Raw genomic sequence first — 16,614 nt, forward strand, 5'->3', positions numbered from 1 at the left:
GCACCTCAATCCAGCGAGCCCCCTGACGGAATCGAACCGTCGACCTTTTCCTTACCATGGAAACGCTCTGCCGACTGAGCTAAGGGGGCGTGGCCTCCGGAGCATCTCTGCTCGCTGCGGCCTCCAAAAGATTACACACACTCGGTCCTGGTGCAAAATCCGCTGGTAGAGGCGCATAAACGCCGCTCCTCTCCGAGCTCTGCCCACCCGCACCCACCCGTGCCCACACATACGCGCGCGGCGGGCCGGCGGGAGGCATCGGGCGCGAGGCGGAACGGCACCGCGTGCCGAGCCGCCCGGAACCTCGGGGAGAGCAGGACCCACACTCCGGAGCCCGCACCGAAGGGCCCCGGAATGCAGAACAGCCCCGGTTCCGAAGAACCGGGGCCGTTCCGGTGGCAGGTGTAGGATTCGAACCTACGTAGGCGTAAGCCGACGGATTTACAGTCCGCTCCCATTGGCCGCTCGGGCAACCTGCCGGGGTGCGATCGGGACCGCGTCCTCGATGCGTTTGGAAGAATACAACGCATACCCCCCCGAAACGCAAACCGAGTGGTCACAGCTCCGCGCGACCCGATAGCGTCGGGTGGACAGAACCCTTACAGACCGACCCCGAAGTGGAGTGAGACGTGGCTGATTCGTCGTTCGATGTGGTGAGCAAGGTCGACCGCCAGGAAGTGGACAACGCGCTGAACCAGGCGGCGAAGGAGATCGCCAACCGCTTCGATTTCCGGAACACCGGGGCGCACATCGAGTGGTCGGGCGACGAGGCCATCACGATCTCGGCCGAGACCGAGGACCGCGCGCTCGCCGCGCTCGAGGTCTTCAAGGAGAAGCTGATCCGCCGCGACCTGTCCCTCAAGTCCTTCGACGCCGGCGAGCCGACGCAGTCCGGCAAGGTCTACAAGATCACCGGCACGCTGGTGCAGGGCATCAGCCAGGAGAATGCCAAGAAGATCTCCAAGCTCATCCGTGACGAGGGCCCGAAGGGCGTCAAGGCGCAGATCCAGGGCGAGGAGCTGCGCGTGAGCAGCAAGAAGCGCGACGACCTGCAGGCCGTCATCTCGCTGCTCAAGAACGCCGACCTCGACATCGCCCTGCAGTTCGTCAACTACCGCTAGTACGTCGACCACTGCCGACGACGCCCTCTCCTACGACTCCGCCCGCGACCGTCGTCGCGGGCGGAGTCGTCTGGGATGTCGTCTGTGGGGTGCCGTCCGGTCAGCGGATCCCGGCCATGCGCTCGAGCCGTTCGATGCGGTCGGCCATCGGCGGGTGCGTCGAGAACAGCCGGCTCATCTTGTCGCCCGCCCGGAACGGGTTGGCGATCATCAGGTGCGACTGGGCCGCGAGTTTCGGTTCGGGTGGCAGCGGCGCGGCCTGCGTGCCGAGAGCGAGCTTGCGCAGCGCCGACGCGAGGGCCAGCGGGTCGCCGGTGAGCTCGGCACCGGACTGGTCGGCCTGGTACTCGCGCGACCTCGACACAGCGAGTTTGACGACCGACGCCGCGATGGGGCCGAGCAGGGAAACCAGCAGCAGCGCCAGTGGGTTCGCGCCACCCTCCCGGTTGCCGAAGGCCGAGGCGAAGAACGCGAAGTTCGCCAGGCCCGAGATGACGGCAGCCATCGCGCCGGCGACCGACGAGATGAGGATGTCGCGGTTGTAGACGTGGGCGAGTTCGTGGCCGAGCACCGCGCGCAGTTCCCGTTCGTTCAGGATCTCCAGGATGCCCGTCGTGCAGCACACGGCGGCGTTTCGCGGGTTACGACCCGTGGCGAACGCGTTGGGGGCGTTGGTGGGGCTGATGTAGAGCCGCGGCATGGGCTGGTGCGCCGCGGTCGCGAGTTCACGCACGATCCGGTACATCGCCGGTGCCTGCACCTCGGTGACCGGCTGGGCGTGCATCGCCCGCAGGGCGAGCTTGTCGCTGTTGAAGTACGCGTAGCCGTTCATGCCGACGGCGAGCACGATCGATATCAGCAGGATCGTCGAATTGCCGAACAACGCTCCGACGAACACGATCAGCGCGGACATTCCGATCAACAGACCGGCCGTCTTGAGACGGTTCGAGTATCCGTGCACGTCGCACCCCTTCCGCACCACGATTTCCCACTCATTCGTCCAACGAACGAGCGAACGGCGCGGTTCCCGCCCCGACCGGGGCGGGACGACACGACGGTCCGTCAGCCGACGCGGGCGACGGTGAAGTCCACGAGGCGACGCAGCGCCTCGTTCGCCGACCCCTGCGGCAGGGCATCGAGTTCGGCGTGAGCGCGGGCGGCGTAGGTCGCGAGAGTCGCCTTCGCCGCATCCATCCCCGGCGAGCGGACGAGCAGTTCGAGCGCCTCCGCGACGTGTGCTTCGTCCTCGATGGGACCGACGAGCAGTTCACGCAGACGATCCGCCTCCGGTCCGGTCTCCCGCAGCGCGTAGAGCACCGGCAGGGTGTACACACCCTCGCGGAGATCGGTTCCGGGGGTCTTGCCCGACTCCGTGGTGTCGGACGCGATGTCGATGATGTCGTCGACGATCTGGAAAGCGGTGCCGACGGCGTCGCCGAGCCGTTCGAGACGCTCTACATGTTCCGGATCAGCGCCCGAGAACGTACCGCCGAAGCGACCGCTGGCGGCGATCAGCGAACCGGTCTTCTCCCAGATCACCCGCAGGTAGTGCTCGACCGGGTCGTCGTTGGTACGCACACCGATGGTTTCGCGCATCTGACCGGTGACCAGCTCGGCGAACGTCTCCGCGATGATCTGCACGGCCGACGGACCCAGCGTCGACACCAACCGCGAGGCGTGCGCGAACAGATAGTCGCCGGCGAGGATCGCGACGCTGTTGCCCCAGCGCACGTTGGCGCTCGGGGCGCCGCGACGCATCGTCGCCTCGTCCATCACGTCGTCGTGATAGAGCGTCGCGAGGTGCACGAGCTCGACGACGGTCGCCGCCGTCACCACGGCGGGATCGGTGGGCTTCGGCCCGAGCTGCGCGGTGAGGATAGTGAACAGCGGCCGGAACCGCTTGCCACCCGCCTTAGCAAGGTGCAGTGCGGCCTCCGTCAGGAAGTCCTCACCGTCGGACAGTTCCTCGACCAGGAGTTTCTCGACGCTCGCGAGGCCGTCCCCGACTGTCGCGGCGAGGACCGGATCGCCGAGTTCCACACCGGCCACGACGGTGCTCGGCGCCGCATCGGCCGAACCAGCGGTCCGAGCCGCCCCCTCAGTGCTCACGATGACGTACCCATCCTGTTCTGTCGCCTCGACTTCACCGTAGTGAACCTAGCCGTTCGTTCCCCGATCCACCTCGTCGAGGCGGCCGATCGCGGCCTGAGAAGATGGAGCGGTGGTGGCCGAACACTCCGCGCGAGATCCGCGGCAATCCCAGTCCTGCGTTCCCGACAGTACCGATGTTCTCGTCGTCGGTGCCGGTCCAGCCGGTTCCGCCGCCGCCGCGTGGGCTGCCCGCGCCGGTCGCGAGGTGTTGCTCGTCGATGCCGCGACCTTCCCTCGCGACAAGACCTGCGGTGACGGACTGACCCCGCGTGCCGTCGCCGAACTCGACGAACTCGGCCTCGGCGACTGGCTGCGCACCCGCACCGTCAACCGCGGTCTGCGTCTCGAGGGCTTCGGTGGCCGCTTCGAACTCCCCTGGCCCGACTCGTCGTTCCCGGTCGTGGGCAGCGCCGTGCCGCGCACCGAACTCGACGCCCGGATCCGGCAGGCCGCGCTCGACTCGGGTGCCCGCGCCGTGGACGGAACGAAGGCCGTCGACGTCGAACGCGACGGCGACCGGGTCTCGGCCGTGATCTTCCGCACCGCCGACGGACCGCGGACCGTCCGCTGCCGCACGGTGATCGTCGCCGACGGGGTGCGTTCTCCCCTCGGCAAGGTGCTCGGTCGTCGCTGGCACCGCGACACCACCTACGGCGTGGCCGCGCGGGCCTACGCCACCTCCCCGCGCAGCGACGATCCGTGGATCACCTCGCACCTCGAACTGCGCGACGACGCGGGGGCCGTCCAGCCGGGCTACGGCTGGGTGTTCCCGCTCGGCACCGGCGAGGTGAACCTGGGAGTGGGGACCCTCGCGACCGCCTCGCGACCGGCGAGCGGATCGCTGCGGCATCTCATCGACCTCTACGCGCGGCAGCGCCGCACGGAATGGGAACTCGGCGAGGTGACGCGTGTGGCGTCGGCGCTGCTGCCCATGGGCGGAGCCGTGTCGGGGGTCGCGGGCAGGAACTGGGCGCTGATCGGCGACGCCGCGGCGTGCGTCAATCCGCTCAACGGCGAGGGCATCGACTACGGACTCGAAGGCGGTCGGTTGCTCGCCGGGCTGCTCGACTCCGACGACCTCACCGACCTGTGGCCGGCGACGCTGCGCTCCCACTACGGCCGGGCGTTCTCCACCGCGCGTCGCCTCGCGAGCCTGCTCACGATCCCGAAGTTCCTGCCGGCGACCGGCCCGATCGCGATGCGGTCGCGGACGATGATGTCGGTCGCGGTGCGGGTGATGGGCAATCTCGTCACCGACGAGGACGCCGACTTCGTGGCCCGGGTGTGGCGGACGAGCGGTCATCTCTCGATGCGCTGGGATCGGCAGCCGCTCTTCTCCTGAGCGCCGATACAGCGCCGCGCGGCAATTTGCGTACCGCGCGGTGCCGATGCGCCCGGCTACTTGCGTACCGCACGGTGCCGATGCGCCCGGCTACTTGCGTACCGCGCGGTGCAGGGCGGTGATGCCCCCCGTGAGATTGCGCCACTTCACGTCGCTCCAGCCCGCGGCCTCGATGCGCCGGGCGAGCTGCTCTTGATCGGGCCAGGCCCGGATCGATTCGGCGAGGTAGACGTAGGCGTCGGGATTGCTGCTGACCGCCCGCGCGACCCGCGGCAGCGTCCGCATCAGGTACTCCATGTAGACGGTGCGTAGCGGTTCCCGCACGGGTGTGGAGAACTCGCACACCACGAGGCGTCCACCCGGCTTGACCACCCGGGCGATCTCGCGCAGTCCCTCGTCCGGGTCGGCGACGTTGCGCAGGCCGAAGGAGATGGTCGCGGCGTCGAAGACCGCGTCGGCGAACGGCAGTTTCATCGCGTCGCCTGCGACCATCGGGACGTTGCGGAACTCACCGGCGTGCAGCATGCCCTTGGAGAAGTCGGTGGCGACGACCCACGCGCCGGACCGTCCGAGTTCGACGGTGGAGACCCCGGTGCCGGCGGCCAGGTCGAGCACCCGCTCGCCGGGCTTCAGGTCGAGAGCCGCACGGGTCGCGCGACGCCACCCGCGGTCCTGCCCGAACGACAGGACGGTGTTGGTCAGGTCGTAGCGTGCAGCGACCCCGTCGAACATGGACGCGACCTCACGCGGGTCCTTGTCGAGCGACGCGCGTGATCCGTGAGTTGTTGCCACGGCCGAAACGTTACCCGCTCCCCTAGTGGACGCCGGCGCTCATGCGGCGCGGCGGAGCGCGTGCGCGGGAAGGCCCTGCACCCGCCGGTAATGGGCGAACAACTCGTCGCACAGCACGGGCCAGGTGCGGCCGAGCACTCCACTGCGTGCCGCACCACCGAACTCGTCCCGGACCCCAGGAGCGAGCAGCGCATCGACGGCTCGGGGCAGCAATTCGACGAAGCGGTCCACCGGCAAGCGGTAACCGTTGCGGCAGTGGGCGACGAGGTCGCGTGGTCCGCCCGCGTCCGGCACGATCGCCGGGACCCCGCTCGCCAGGGCTTCCTGCACGGCCTGGCAGAAGGTCTCGTGTTCGCCGGGATGGACGAAGACGTCGAGGCTCGCGTGGGCGCGGGCCAGTTCCTCGCCCCCCAGCTGCCCGGTGAACACGGCCGACGGCAGCTGACGTTCGAGCCGCGACCGTTCGGGACCGTCGCCGACGACGACGAGCTGCAGCCGCGGGTCGTGGGCGAGGATCGCGAGCCGCTCGACGTGCTTCTCGGGCGCGAGGCGTCCCACGAAACCGACGATCGGACGGCCGTCCGGCGACCAGCAGGAGCGCAGGTCCTCGTCCCGCCGGGACGGCGCGAAGCGGTCGGTGTCGACGCCCCGCGACCAGCGCCGCACGCGCGGGATGCCGTGGGCCACGAGGTCGTCCACGGCGGAGGTCGAGGGAGCGAGGGTGAGATCGCAGCCGCGGTGCAGGCGCCGAGTCCACCGCCAGGACGCACGCGCGGCGAGGCCGAGCCCGTAGCTGGAGGCGAATCCGGCCACGTCCGTCTGATAGATCGCGACCGTCGGAATGTCGAGGCGTCCCGCGGCGGCGAGACCGCCGGCACCGAGCACGAACGGGGACGCGAGGTGCACCACGTCCGGCGCGAAAGTGCGCAGCACCGGAAGGAGTTCCGGGCCGGGCACGCCCACCGGGAGAGAGCTGATCCTCGGTACGCGCACCGCCGGTACGCGGTGGACGGGTGTCCCGTGATGGTCGGACGGAGCGGGTGGCCTGCCTGCGACCGTGTCGGGCGCGACGACCAACGCGTCGTGTCCGGTGCGGTCGAGGTGCTCGAGGACGCGGAGCACCGAGTTGGTGACGCCGTTGACGTTCGGGAGGAAGGATTCCGCGACGATGGCTACTCGCACGCCGACAGCGTGGCGAGCCTGCGAGTCGAGCAGGTGCGAGCTCGGTGACCGATGGACGAAGTCGCGACGAACGTTTCGTTCGTCACACCTGCAGCTGTCGATCCTTCACGTCGGGAGCGACAGCGGGTGCGGCGGTCGCCCTCCGCCGCAGCCAGATCAGCACCGGCGTGGCGATCAACCATGTGACGACGATCACCGATCCGGTCGGGATCAGGGCGACGCGGGCGTCGCGACCGGTCACACGAACGAGATCGGGATCACTCCGGGCGTACTCGACGGCGATCCGCTGCCCGGTGGTCAGCCCCGTCGGGTACAGAACGCCGAGCTCCGGATTGTGCGTCACACCGTCAGGAGTGACGAAACTCACGGCGGACCGCACGGAGCCGGCCGAGAGCACCTCCGCGACGGCCGTGCCCGTGTCGGAGCGGATGGTGAGGTCGTTGCGGAGGGCGCCGAGCAACAGGATCACCGCGAGGGCGGAAATCGCCGCCGCGACCATCAGAACCGCGCGTCGCGCGCGCTCGGGTCCGCTCACAGCTGCGCCCGCACCGCCGCGTGCAATTCGCGCAGCCCGGCCCGATCGGTGGTGACCTCGACCACACGGATGCCCGCGGGCGGCGCCGTGTCGTTCGAGAGGGCGAGCGCGAGTCCCTGCAGATCCACCAGCTCGTGCGGGACGCGGTAGGCCGCACACAGTGCCGCGAGGTCCATACCGTGCGGGGTGCCGAAGACACGCTCGAAAACACCCGCGTACTGCGGGTCGCCCTGTTCGAGCAATTCGAAGATTCCGCCGCCGTCGTCGTTCGCGACGACGATGGTGAGGTTCTGCGGCCGCGGCTCCGACGGCCCGATGAGCAGGCCCGACGCGTCGTGCAGGAAGGTCAGGTCGCCGAGCAGCGCGACGGTCCGTCCCTGCTCGTAGGCGAGTGCGGCACCGACGGCGGTGGAGACCGTACCGTCGATCCCGGCGACACCCCGGTTGGACAGCACCTTCACGTCGGGTTTCGGGTAGCTCACGAGCGCCGCGTCGCGCACCGGGTTCGACGCCCCGAGCAGCAGCTGGTCGCAGGGCTTCAGCGAGTCCGTCACGACCGCCGCGACGTGCAGTCCGGTGGCCTTCGGATGCCCGTCGAGCTGGGCGCGCACGGCCTTGTCGGTGTGTGCCGACAGCTGGCGGCATCGTTCGAGCCACGCCTCGTCGGGTGTTCCCGACACCACGGCGCGGGTGCCTGTCGCGATGACGTTGCCCGACACGTCGGGCCAGCGCGGGCCGGTGGTCAGCGCGTACACGGTGACGGCGGGGTCGGCGAGCAGGTTCGACACCGGCCGGTGCAGCGTGGGCCGTCCGGTGATGATCGCCTGGCGCGGCTTCAGGTGCGGCAGCGCCATCGGATGCACCGGGATGCCGTGCAACGGTGCGGTGGGTTCGGCGACGGTCGGCAGCCCGGACAATTCGGGGCGGTGGGCGGAACCGTGACCGGAGACGACGATCGTGTCGGGGGTCAGGTCGATCTCGAGCGGGACGTCGAGGGTGGCGTTCACCGTGGTGGTCCAGGCATTGCCGTCGGGGCGGCCCTCGGGCACCGGGCCCTTCGCGTCGAGCTCGGGCACGAGCGGTTCGCGCAGCGGGATGTCGAAGTGGACCGGGCCGGCGTTGCCCGATCGGGTTCCGCGGGCGGCAGCGAGAACGCGGGAGACAGCCGAACGCCACTGGCTGTTCTGCTCGATGCCTTCGGCGAGGCCGAGACTGATGGTGGCGCGCACCTGGCTGCCGAACAACCCGAGCTGTTCGACGGTTTGGTTCGCACCGGATCCGAGCAGTTCGTAGGGGCGATTGGCGCTGAGCACGACCAGCGGGACGCGGGCGTAGTTCGCCTCGAGCACAGCGGGCGCGAGGTTGGCCACGGCGGTACCGGAGGTCATGACGACCGGGACGGGACGCCCCGATGCGAGGGCCAGGCCGATCGCGAGGAATCCGGCGGTGCGCTCGTCGATACGCATGTGCAGGCGCAAACGTCCTGCGCTGTCGGCGGCCTGGAGCGCGAAGGCGAGCGGCGCGTTGCGCGAGCCCGGGCACAGCACGACGTCCCGAACACCGCCCCGGGCGAGTTCGTCGACGACAGCAGTGGCCTGGGCAGTGGACGGATTCACGGAGTCCAGGGTAATTGCGCCGGAAGTGTGGCCGGGTACAGGTGCGGTCAGAATGGAGGCCGTGCGCACAGTCTTCGATCCCGCCGAGTCGAGTCCCGGCCGCTTCTACCGCCTTCTCACCGCGACAATCGTGCCGAGACCGATCGCGTGGGTGTCCACCGAGGCCGAGGACGGTGTGTTCAATCTCGCTCCCTACAGCTTCTTCACGGTGGCGAGTACGGCCCCGCCGGTCGTGCAGTTCACCTCCGTGGGCCGGAAGGACAGTCTGCGGAACATCGAGCAGACGGGCGAGTTCGTGATCAACATCGCGACCGTGCCGTTGATGGAGAAGGTCAACGCCTCGTCGGCGGCGTTCCCGCACCACATCGACGAGTTCACCGAGGTGGGGTTGCACGCCGAGCCGAGCGAGCGGGTGCGGCCCCCGCGGGTCGCGGAGGCACCCGCCTCGATCGAGTGCCGGTTGCACCGTGTGATCGAGATCGGCGACTCGTTCGTCGTGATGGGCGACGTCCTCGCCGTGACGGTCGATCCGGAGGTGCTGGCGGAGGACGGTGCCCCCGACTTCGCCGCGCTCGGCGCGGTGAGCCGGTTGGGGCGGACCGAATGGGGACTGACGCCCGCGGTGCGGAGACTGCAGCGGCCCGGCACTCCCGGGTGACGACACAGGTTAGGCTCCGCTGAACGATCGTCGGGATGCTGCACGTCGTCAGTGGTGGCATCCGAGCAACCTCGGAGGGCCGTATGGCGAAGAGCACCGGAACCGCACGGCGCAATCCCTATCTCAAGCCCGAGTCGTGGCGGATGGTGCGCGCGCAGGTACTCGCCGCCCAACGCATCAGCCCGACCTTCGTGCGCATCACCGTGGGCGGCGACGACGTCGACTCGATCGCACCGATGGGCTTCGACCACTGGTTCCGCATGTTCTTCCCCACCCCGGATCAGCAGGAACTGACCCTTCCCGGCGCGACCGACGACCGTTGGTGGCCCGAATACCAGGAACTGCCCGAGGAGCGGCGTCCGGTGTTGCGGAACTACACGTTCCGCCGTGTGCGACCTGCGGGCACCGGGCTGTTCGGTCCGACCTCAGAGATCGAGATCGATTTCGCGGCGCACGGCGATCTGGGTCCGGCTTCGGCGTGGGCGGAGCGGGCACAGCCCGGCGACGAGATCGGCATCCTCGACGAGGGCATCAGCAACCTGCCCCTCGACGAAGCACGGTCGTGGCTGCTCGTTGGCGACGAGAGCGCGGTGCCCGCCGTGGTCGGCGTCCTCGACTCGATTCTTGCCCTCGACCCGTTCGCGGCCGTGGAGGTCTTCGTCGAGGTTCCGCACCCGGGCGATCTCAGCGCCCAGAATCTGCCGACGGGCGAGAACGTGCGGGTGCATCCGGTGATCAGGACGGATGGCGAGGCGGTTCCGGGCAGTCTCGTCGTCGACGCGGTGCGGGAGTCGACGCCCTCGTCGGATTCGGCCCACGCGTTCGTCGCGGGCGAGTCGTCGCTCGCGACCGGCGTGCGCCGCCATCTCGTGCGCGAGTGCGGCTGGGACCGTGCGGCGGTGACCTTCATCGGCTACTGGAAGTACGGGGAGCCCGTCTACTGACGGACCCCTCGAACGACCCCCTCGAACGACGAACGTCGCGGTACCGACCGGCGAACCGGTTCGGGACCGCGACGTCCGGATGTCGCTGGTGTCGGCTCAGCCGGCGTGCTTCTGGATGAGATCACCCAGGCGCGGCAGGGCCTCGACGACGTGCTTCTTGGCCGAGGGGCGCAGCGAGTCGTAGACCTTCTTGACGCCGGACTTCGACGTGCCGGCGATGCGCTCGTCGGTCACGCCGAGGAGAGCGTCGGCGACGACCTCGCCGCGGGCGACCAGGAAGTCCGCGAACGAACCGTTGCCTGCGTACTCCACCCAGAACGGCTGGAGCTTCTCGACGAATTCGGGCAGCAGACCTTCGACGGCACCCGGCACGATGCCCGGGCCGACCTTCTTCACTGCTGCGTAGCCACCCTTGAGGGCGAGACCGGACGCACCCTTCTTGTCCGACACCTCAGCATCGATCAGGGCTTCGACGTCTGCCTTGACCGCCGGGAACTTGTCGGCGCCGAGGAGGGCATCGCCCAGAGCTGCAACCACTTTCACTGCCTCCGTAGATGTGACACTTGTGACCGTTGGGACGCGGGGAACGATATACGACGATTCCGTGCCGTCACAGTCCGCGTCCGGCGAGGTCGTCACAGTCCGCGTCCGGCGAGCACCGTACGGCACCGACGCACCCGCTCGCACCACCACTCGACTCGATCGGGATCGGCCCGCAGCGCGTCGAGCCGCTCGGGTTCGGGCTCGACCGCGACGACATCGAGCGCTCCGTCGGACATGTGCAGAGCCGGCGCGACGTCGGCTTCGAAGAAGCCACCCGTGCCCAGCCCGCAGGCGTACGGGAGGTCGGGCAGGGCGGCTGCCGCCGCGAGACCGGTGGCGATCCCCACCGCGGAGTCGAGGGCGCTCGAGACGACCACCTCGACGCCGTGCCCGGCGAGTTCGTCGGCGAGCGCGACGAGGCGTCGGACCCCACCGAGCGGCGAGACCTTCACGACGGCGACGTCCGCTCCCCCGGCCCGCACGACCCGCAGGGGATCCTCGGCGCGGCGGATGCTCTCGTCCGCCGCGATGCGCACCCCGGGCAGTCGCCGGCGCACCTCGACGAGTTCGGGGACGGTCGCGCACGGCTGCTCGGCGTATTCGAGCGGACCGTCGGCGGTGAACGCCGTGAGGGCGCGGACGGCCTCGTCCACGCTCCAGCCGCCGTTCGCGTCGATCCGGACGTGGGGCACGTGTTCGCGCACGGCCCGGACGCGAGCGACATCCTGCGCGAGATCCTGGCCCGTTTCGGCGACCTTCACCTTCGCGGTGCGCGCGCCGGGGAACCGGGTGAGCACCTCGGGGACGCGCTCCGGGCCGATGGCGGGCACGGTCGCGTTGACCGCGATCCGGGAGCGGCGCGGAGCCGGATGGCCCTGCCAGGCGGCTTCGATCGCCGACTGCAACCAGTGCGCCGCCTCGTCGTCGCCGTATTCGGGGAACGGTCCGAACTCGCCCCACCCGGCGGGTCCGCGCAGCAGCAGCACCTCGCGTTCGGTGATGCCGCGGAACCGGACGCGCATGGGCAGCGAGACGACGACTGCCCCGTCGAGCAACTCGTCCGCGGACGGGAGGGGCAGCGCGGACGGGAGGGGCAGGGAGGTCACGGCTGGCCCGGCAGCAACTGGACCATCAGCGCCTCGCAGTCGGCGAGGAGGTTGCCGTCGACATCGCGCAGTTCGGCCTTGCAGAAGGCCTTGCGACCGTCCACGCGGTCCACCCAGCCGTCGACGACGAGTTCGGTCTCGATCGGAGTGATCCTGCGGTAGTCGACGTGGAGATAGGCGGTGCGGGCGATCGGGCGGCCGTTGGCGTGGATGACCATGCCGAACAGGTCGTCGAACAGCAGTGGCAGCGTGCCGCCGTGCGCGGCCCCGTTGCCTCCGAGGTGGTAGCGGCGGAAGACGCCGCGCTCACGGACACCGTCCGGTCCGTACTTCTCGATCGTCCACGGCAGCAGCAGCGCGCTGCCGCGTCCGGGCAGGTCGACGTTGAATCCGGCGGGCGAGCGGCCCTCGGGCACGGCGTGCTCGGCGAGCAGGCCGACGAGTGCCTCGGTCTGCTCGATCGCGCGGTCGACGACCTCGTCCGGCGGGTTCGTGGAGACCATCAGATCCTGCAGACGCCGGAAGGTCTCGACGAGGCGACCGTAGTTCGGCCCCGCCTTCACCGGTTCGTAGACCGGGAATCCGCCGTGGTGTTCGTAGTCGTCGCGGGGATCGGTCTGCTCGGTCATGGTTGTGCACGTTATCGGGCGGCAGCGCACGTCGCCGAGATGTCCGGCCCTTTATGGTGACGAGGTGACCTTCGATCCAGAATTGTGGCGCCCGGTACCCGGGTTCGAGAACCTCACCGACATCACCTATCACCGACACGTCACGCAGGGCACGGTCCGCGTCGCGTTCGATCGTCCCGAGGTGCGCAACGCCTTCCGTCCGCACACCGTCGACGAGCTCTACCGCGTGCTCGATCATGCGCGGACCACCTCCGACGTGGGCGTCGTGCTGCTCACGGGCAACGGCCCGAGCCCGAAGGACGGCGGGTGGGCGTTCTGCTCCGGCGGCGACCAGCGGATCCGTGGCCGTAGCGGCTACCAGTACGCGAGCGGCGAGACCGCCGACACCGTCGACAAGGCCCGCGCGGGCCGGTTGCACATCCTCGAGGTCCAGCGGCTGATCCGGTTCATGCCGAAGGTCGTCATCGCTCTGGTCAACGGCTGGGCCGCCGGTGGCGGTCACAGCCTGCACGTCACGTGCGACCTGACGCTCGCCTCCCGCGAGCACGCCCGCTTCAAGCAGACCGATGCCGACGTGGGCAGCTTCGACGGGGGCTACGGCAGCGCCTACCTCGCCAAGATGGTCGGCCAGAAGTTCGCGCGGGAGATCTTCTTCCTCGGCGACACCTATACGGCCGAGGAGATGCACCACATGGGTGCGGTGAACAAGGTCGTCGACCACGACGAGCTCGAGAACGTCGCGCTGGAGTGGGCGCAGAAGATCAACGGCAAGTCGCCGCAGGCGCAGCGCATGCTCAAGTACGCCTTCAACCTGCAGGACGACGGCCTCGTCGGTCAGCAGTTGTTCGCGGGCGAGGCCACGCGTCTGGCCTACATGACCGACGAAGCGATCGAGGGTCGCGACGCTTTTCTCGAGAAGCGCGAGCCCGACTGGTCGCCCTACCCGCACTACTACTGATCCTGACGCGACGAACCGGGCTTCGCCCCTGCTACAGCAGGTGCAAAGCCCGGTTCGCCGCGCAGGGAGGGGTCGTCCGACGGAAGGTCAGACGCAGTCGCGGCAGTAGGCCTGCTCGCCGGCGCCCGTCGCGCGACGGCTGTGGTGCTGGACGAGGAAGCAGCCCATGCAGGTGAACTCGTCCGACTGCTTCGGCAGGACCTGCACCGAGAGCTCCTCCGCCGACAGTGCCGAGAGGTCGGCGCCGGGCAGGTCGAGGGTCTCGAGGATCTCGCCCTCGTCGGTGTCGGCGGCCGCGGTGGGCTTGATGTCCAGCTCGTCCAGGGCAGTGCCACCGCCGCCCAGGATGTCGGTGGTGCGGGGAGCGTCGTAGTCGGTCGCCATGGCAGTTCTCCTCACTCGTTGTCGGCGGTGCCGCGCAGCCGCGGTAACGGCTGCGTCGGATCCGCTGTGGCAGGCCGGCGCTGTCATGGGCACCGTTGCCGTCAGTAATGTCCCATCGAAAGCTTCGTCAAACACATATGTTCAGTTACGTTCGAATGGTGTGCTCTCGGGCACACTGTGGGACATGACCGATCGCCAGAGTCCGCGAACCGCCCACACCCGCCCGGAAAGCGTCTCCGACGCCACTGTGAAAGCGACCGGCAAACTGTCCGAGGCCCTCGAGACCGTCGAGCAGGCGCGAGGCCATCTCTATGCCTTCCACCAGCTGATGGGCCGCGCCGATCTGCTCACCGGCGACGCCGAGGAGTTGTTCCGCGAGGCCGGGCACGACGAGATCGCCGAGCGGCTCGGCACCGAGATCATCGGACGCAACATCGCCGAGGGTCGCTGGACCTTCCAGCTCGTCGAGGAGTTCGACGACGGCTACTGGTCGGACTTCCGCACGTTCGAGAAGCAGGTGCGCGACGAACTCGTGGAGGGCCGGCGCCATCTGTTCGAGGCCGAGATGAAGGAATCGCGGCGCACGCACGGCCGCCGCCATCACGAGGCCTGCCCGGCCGAGGAGCAGTGACCGTGGAGATCCTCAGCAGCCGCACCATCCTCCGTCCGCGCGACCCCGAGGCCGCCCTCGAGTTCTACGGTTCGACGCTGGGACTGGCGATCGCCCGCGAGTATCCCGGCGGAACCGTCTTCTTCGCGGGGCAGTCGCTCATCGAGATCGCCGCGCACGGCCGATCCGACGACAGCGACGAAATGTTCCACGGCGCCCTGTGGCTCCAGGTGCGCGACGTCTACGACGCCGAGGCCGAACTGGCGCTGAAGGGCGTGCGCATCGTCCGGGGTGCGAAGCAGGAGCCGTGGGGACTGCGCGAGCTGTGGATCGCGGATCCCGAGGGGATCCCGATCGTCCTGGTGCAGATCCCCGAGGACCATCCCTTGCGGCGCGACCTCCGTTGACGAACGGAGGTACCCGGGCACGGCCGGAGGCAGTCGCGCGGCGCCGGTGATCTTGCACACAAGCCGTGCGGTCTGCTCTGCACTCCGCTCATGGTCGGAGTCCGAAAGAACCGGTCGGGTGTGACGGCGAGACGCAGAATTCACATCCCCGTCGCTGTACATTCACCTGCCCGCTACCCCACAATCGACAGACGTGACCGCAGAGTTCGTCGTGCTCCTGGTGGTGGTCGTCACTGCCCTCGCTTTCGATTTCACCAACGGCTTCCACGACACCGGCAATGCCATGGCGACATCCATCGCCACCGGCGCCCTCAAACCCAAGACCGCGGTCACTTTGTCCGCGACTCTCAACCTCGTCGGCGCCTTCCTGTCCGTGGAAGTCGCCGCGACCGTCGCGAAGGGTGTCGTCGACCTCGACACCGTCGGCGGTACCGATCTGTTGCTCATCGTCTTCGCCGGTCTGGTCGGAGCGATCCTCTGGAACATCTCGACCTGGCTGTTCGGCCTGCCGTCCAGCTCGTCGCACGCTCTGTTCGGCGGTCTCGTCGGCGCTGCACTGGCGTCGATCGGTGTCCAGGGCGTCGTGTGGGACGGAGTCCTGGGCAAGGTCCTGATCCCCGCCGTGCTTGCGCCCGTCATCGCGGCGCTCGTGTCCACGGTGGGCATCTGGTCGATTCACCGCCTGACCCGATCCGTCTCCACCGAGCACCGCGACCGCGGCTTCCGGCTGGGACAGATCGGCACGGCGTCCCTGATGTCCCTCGCGCACGGCACCAACGACGCGCAGAAGACGATGGGCGTGATCTTCCTGGCCCTCGTCGCCCACGGCACCATCACCGCCGACACCGAGATGCCGTTCTGGGTGAAGGTCGCCTGTGCCGTCGCGATCGCACTCGGCACCTATCTCGGTGGCTGGCGCATCATCCGCACGCTGGGCAAGGGCCTCGTCGAGATCGCCCCGCCGCAGGGCCTGGCCGCCGAGTCGTCGTCGGCCGCCATCATCCTCACCTCGAGCCATTTCGGTCTGCCGCTGTCGACCACGCACGTCGCCACGGGGTCGATCCTCGGAACGGGTCTGGGCACCAAGGGCGCCGAGGTGCGCTGGTCGGTGGCGCGACGGATGGTCGTCGCGTGGGTCATCACCCTGCCGTGCGCCGCGGTCGTCGGAGCGATCTGCTGGGCGCTCGCCCACCTCATCGGCGGCATGTCCGGCGTGCTCGTCGTGTTCGCGATCCTGTGCGCCCTGGCCCTGTTCATGTGGGTGCGCTCGCGCCGGCAGCCCGTCGACGCCTCCAATGTCACCGCCGACTGGGACGACAAGCTGGCCCCGGCGCCGGGTGCCTCCGCAACGGTCAGCGGGGAAGGACGCTCGTGAACCTGTTGACGCACACCCTCGATTCCCTGTGGCAGGTCGTTCTCGTGGGCCTGCTGCTCGGCGCCGGCCTGCCCTCCCTGTTCGCCCTGGGGGTCCGCGCGCTCGACACCGGTCGGGGCAGCGACGGCCTACCGACTCCCGTGGCGCGGACCGCTGCGGTGTTGTGCTTCGCCGTGGTCGCCTGCGCGATCCTGGCGGGAATCCTCTTGCTGGCGTCCGATTTCCTCGCCGGAACGTTCGGCATCGACATCTTCTGATCGG

Annotated in this window: 19 protein-coding genes and 2 tRNA genes; 9 read left to right on the forward strand and 12 right to left on the reverse strand. The window is 69.2% G+C overall.

The features are described from left to right. Positions 1–16: 16 nt before the first annotated feature. Positions 17–89: transfer RNA gene (locus AC6CID_RS01900), tRNA-Thr, on the reverse strand. Positions 90–396: 307 nt separating this feature from the next. After that, a tRNA-Tyr gene (locus AC6CID_RS01905) sits at positions 397–479 on the reverse strand. Between the two features lie 150 nt (positions 480–629). Here AC6CID_RS01905 and AC6CID_RS01910 point away from each other — a divergent pair. Beyond that, positions 630–1,121, forward strand: coding sequence for a YajQ family cyclic di-GMP-binding protein (locus AC6CID_RS01910; protein WP_006552295.1), 492 nt, complete (start codon positions 630–632; stop codon positions 1,119–1,121). 100 nt (positions 1,122–1,221) lie between these two features. Here the strand turns inward: AC6CID_RS01910 and htpX are convergent, their stop codons facing one another. Then, on the reverse strand, positions 1,222–2,082 hold the full coding sequence (htpX, locus tag AC6CID_RS01915; protein ID WP_024101689.1) for a zinc metalloprotease HtpX: 861 nt from the start codon (positions 2,080–2,082) through the stop codon (positions 1,222–1,224). 101 nt (positions 2,083–2,183) lie between these two features. Then, entirely contained in the window at positions 2,184–3,230 is a 1,047-nt protein-coding gene (locus AC6CID_RS01920; protein WP_006552298.1) for a polyprenyl synthetase family protein, read from the reverse strand. A gap of 112 nt (positions 3,231–3,342) precedes the next feature. Here AC6CID_RS01920 and AC6CID_RS01925 point away from each other — a divergent pair, with 112 nt between their 5' ends. Further along, complete coding sequence (locus AC6CID_RS01925; RefSeq protein WP_220666405.1) at positions 3,343–4,614, forward strand: geranylgeranyl reductase family protein; 1,272 nt, start codon at positions 3,343–3,345, stop codon at positions 4,612–4,614. Positions 4,615–4,704: 90 nt separating this feature from the next. Here the strand turns inward: AC6CID_RS01925 and AC6CID_RS01930 are convergent, their stop codons facing one another. The 4 genes from AC6CID_RS01930 to menD form a co-directional block, all read right to left on the reverse strand. Beyond that, positions 4,705–5,406 carry a demethylmenaquinone methyltransferase gene (locus AC6CID_RS01930; protein ID WP_071935515.1) on the reverse strand — a complete coding sequence of 234 codons (702 nt, stop codon included), beginning with the start codon at positions 5,404–5,406 and terminating at the stop codon, positions 4,705–4,707. A gap of 39 nt (positions 5,407–5,445) precedes the next feature. Beyond that, positions 5,446–6,588, reverse strand: a complete 1,143-nt coding sequence (locus AC6CID_RS01935) for a glycosyltransferase family 4 protein (RefSeq protein ID WP_006552301.1) — start codon at positions 6,586–6,588, stop codon at positions 5,446–5,448. A gap of 82 nt (positions 6,589–6,670) precedes the next feature. After that, positions 6,671–7,123 carry a DUF3592 domain-containing protein gene (locus AC6CID_RS01940; protein WP_006552302.1) on the reverse strand — a complete coding sequence of 151 codons (453 nt, stop codon included), beginning with the start codon at positions 7,121–7,123 and terminating at the stop codon, positions 6,671–6,673. Next, positions 7,120–8,739 carry a 2-succinyl-5-enolpyruvyl-6-hydroxy-3-cyclohexene-1-carboxylic-acid synthase gene (gene menD, locus AC6CID_RS01945; protein ID WP_064062026.1) on the reverse strand — a complete coding sequence of 540 codons (1,620 nt, stop codon included), beginning with the start codon at positions 8,737–8,739 and terminating at the stop codon, positions 7,120–7,122. The genes AC6CID_RS01940 and menD overlap by 4 nt, the downstream gene beginning before the upstream one ends. A 52-nt stretch (positions 8,740–8,791) precedes the next feature. Between menD and AC6CID_RS01950 the strand changes: the two genes are divergently transcribed. Both AC6CID_RS01950 and AC6CID_RS01955 read left to right on the forward strand, forming a co-directional pair. Next, the gene (locus tag AC6CID_RS01950; protein ID WP_039585385.1) at positions 8,792–9,397 is read left to right on the forward strand and encodes a flavin reductase family protein; all 606 of its coding nucleotides are present in this window, start codon (positions 8,792–8,794) and stop codon (positions 9,395–9,397) included. A gap of 83 nt (positions 9,398–9,480) precedes the next feature. Next, positions 9,481–10,341, forward strand: coding sequence for a siderophore-interacting protein (locus tag AC6CID_RS01955; RefSeq protein ID WP_498353500.1), 861 nt, complete (start codon positions 9,481–9,483; stop codon positions 10,339–10,341). Between the two features lie 96 nt (positions 10,342–10,437). On the opposite strand, the gene AC6CID_RS01960 is transcribed toward AC6CID_RS01955, so the two are convergent. The 3 genes from AC6CID_RS01960 to AC6CID_RS01970 form a co-directional block, all read right to left on the reverse strand. Next, positions 10,438–10,878: a DUF6918 family protein gene (locus tag AC6CID_RS01960; RefSeq protein ID WP_006552306.1), complete on the reverse strand. Its 441-nt coding sequence runs from the start codon at positions 10,876–10,878 to the stop codon at positions 10,438–10,440. Positions 10,879–10,976: 98 nt separating this feature from the next. After that, entirely contained in the window at positions 10,977–11,981 is a 1,005-nt protein-coding gene (locus AC6CID_RS01965) for an o-succinylbenzoate synthase (protein ID WP_257235786.1), read from the reverse strand. Between the two features lie 5 nt (positions 11,982–11,986). Beyond that, the gene (locus tag AC6CID_RS01970; RefSeq protein WP_006552307.1) at positions 11,987–12,619 is read right to left on the reverse strand and encodes a PaaI family thioesterase; all 633 of its coding nucleotides are present in this window, start codon (positions 12,617–12,619) and stop codon (positions 11,987–11,989) included. A gap of 64 nt (positions 12,620–12,683) precedes the next feature. Between AC6CID_RS01970 and AC6CID_RS01975 the strand changes: the two genes are divergently transcribed. Further along, a complete protein-coding gene (locus tag AC6CID_RS01975; protein ID WP_024101698.1) occupies positions 12,684–13,577 on the forward strand; it encodes a 1,4-dihydroxy-2-naphthoyl-CoA synthase in 894 nt (297 codons plus the stop codon). Between the two features lie 87 nt (positions 13,578–13,664). Here the strand turns inward: AC6CID_RS01975 and AC6CID_RS01980 are convergent, their stop codons facing one another. Next, complete coding sequence (locus tag AC6CID_RS01980; RefSeq protein ID WP_006552309.1) at positions 13,665–13,961, reverse strand: DUF4193 domain-containing protein; 297 nt, start codon at positions 13,959–13,961, stop codon at positions 13,665–13,667. A 184-nt stretch (positions 13,962–14,145) separates the two neighbouring features. Here AC6CID_RS01980 and AC6CID_RS01985 point away from each other — a divergent pair, with 184 nt between their 5' ends. From AC6CID_RS01985 to AC6CID_RS02000, 4 genes are all read left to right on the forward strand, one after another. Then, positions 14,146–14,592: a hypothetical protein gene (locus AC6CID_RS01985; RefSeq protein ID WP_024101700.1), complete on the forward strand. Its 447-nt coding sequence runs from the start codon at positions 14,146–14,148 to the stop codon at positions 14,590–14,592. A 2-nt stretch (positions 14,593–14,594) separates the two neighbouring features. Then, complete coding sequence (locus tag AC6CID_RS01990) at positions 14,595–14,978, forward strand: VOC family protein (RefSeq protein ID WP_024101701.1); 384 nt, start codon at positions 14,595–14,597, stop codon at positions 14,976–14,978. A gap of 193 nt (positions 14,979–15,171) precedes the next feature. Then, positions 15,172–16,353: an inorganic phosphate transporter gene (locus AC6CID_RS01995; RefSeq protein WP_064062015.1), complete on the forward strand. Its 1,182-nt coding sequence runs from the start codon at positions 15,172–15,174 to the stop codon at positions 16,351–16,353. Next, positions 16,350–16,610 (forward strand): hypothetical protein, encoded by a 261-nt coding sequence (locus tag AC6CID_RS02000; protein WP_024101703.1) that lies wholly within the window; start codon positions 16,350–16,352, stop codon positions 16,608–16,610. The genes AC6CID_RS01995 and AC6CID_RS02000 overlap by 4 nt, the downstream gene beginning before the upstream one ends. Positions 16,611–16,614 lie beyond the last annotated feature (4 nt).

The organism is Rhodococcus sp. GQ147, from assembly GCF_059759155.1.

Bases quoted from the DNA above. Each gene is read 5' to 3' on its own strand.
- AC6CID_RS01950 (WP_039585385.1), top strand. From the start codon at position 8,792: ATGGAGGCCGTGCGCACAGTCTTCGATCCCGCCGAGTCGAGTCCCGGC.
- AC6CID_RS01955 (WP_498353500.1), top strand. From the start codon at position 9,481: ATGGCGAAGAGCACCGGAACCGCACGGCGCAATCCCTATCTCAAGCCC.
- AC6CID_RS01970 (WP_006552307.1), bottom strand. From the start codon at position 12,619: ATGACCGAGCAGACCGATCCCCGCGACGACTACGAACACCACGGCGGA.
- AC6CID_RS01980 (WP_006552309.1), bottom strand. From the start codon at position 13,961: ATGGCGACCGACTACGACGCTCCCCGCACCACCGACATCCTGGGCGGC.
- AC6CID_RS01985 (WP_024101700.1), top strand. From the start codon at position 14,146: ATGACCGATCGCCAGAGTCCGCGAACCGCCCACACCCGCCCGGAAAGC.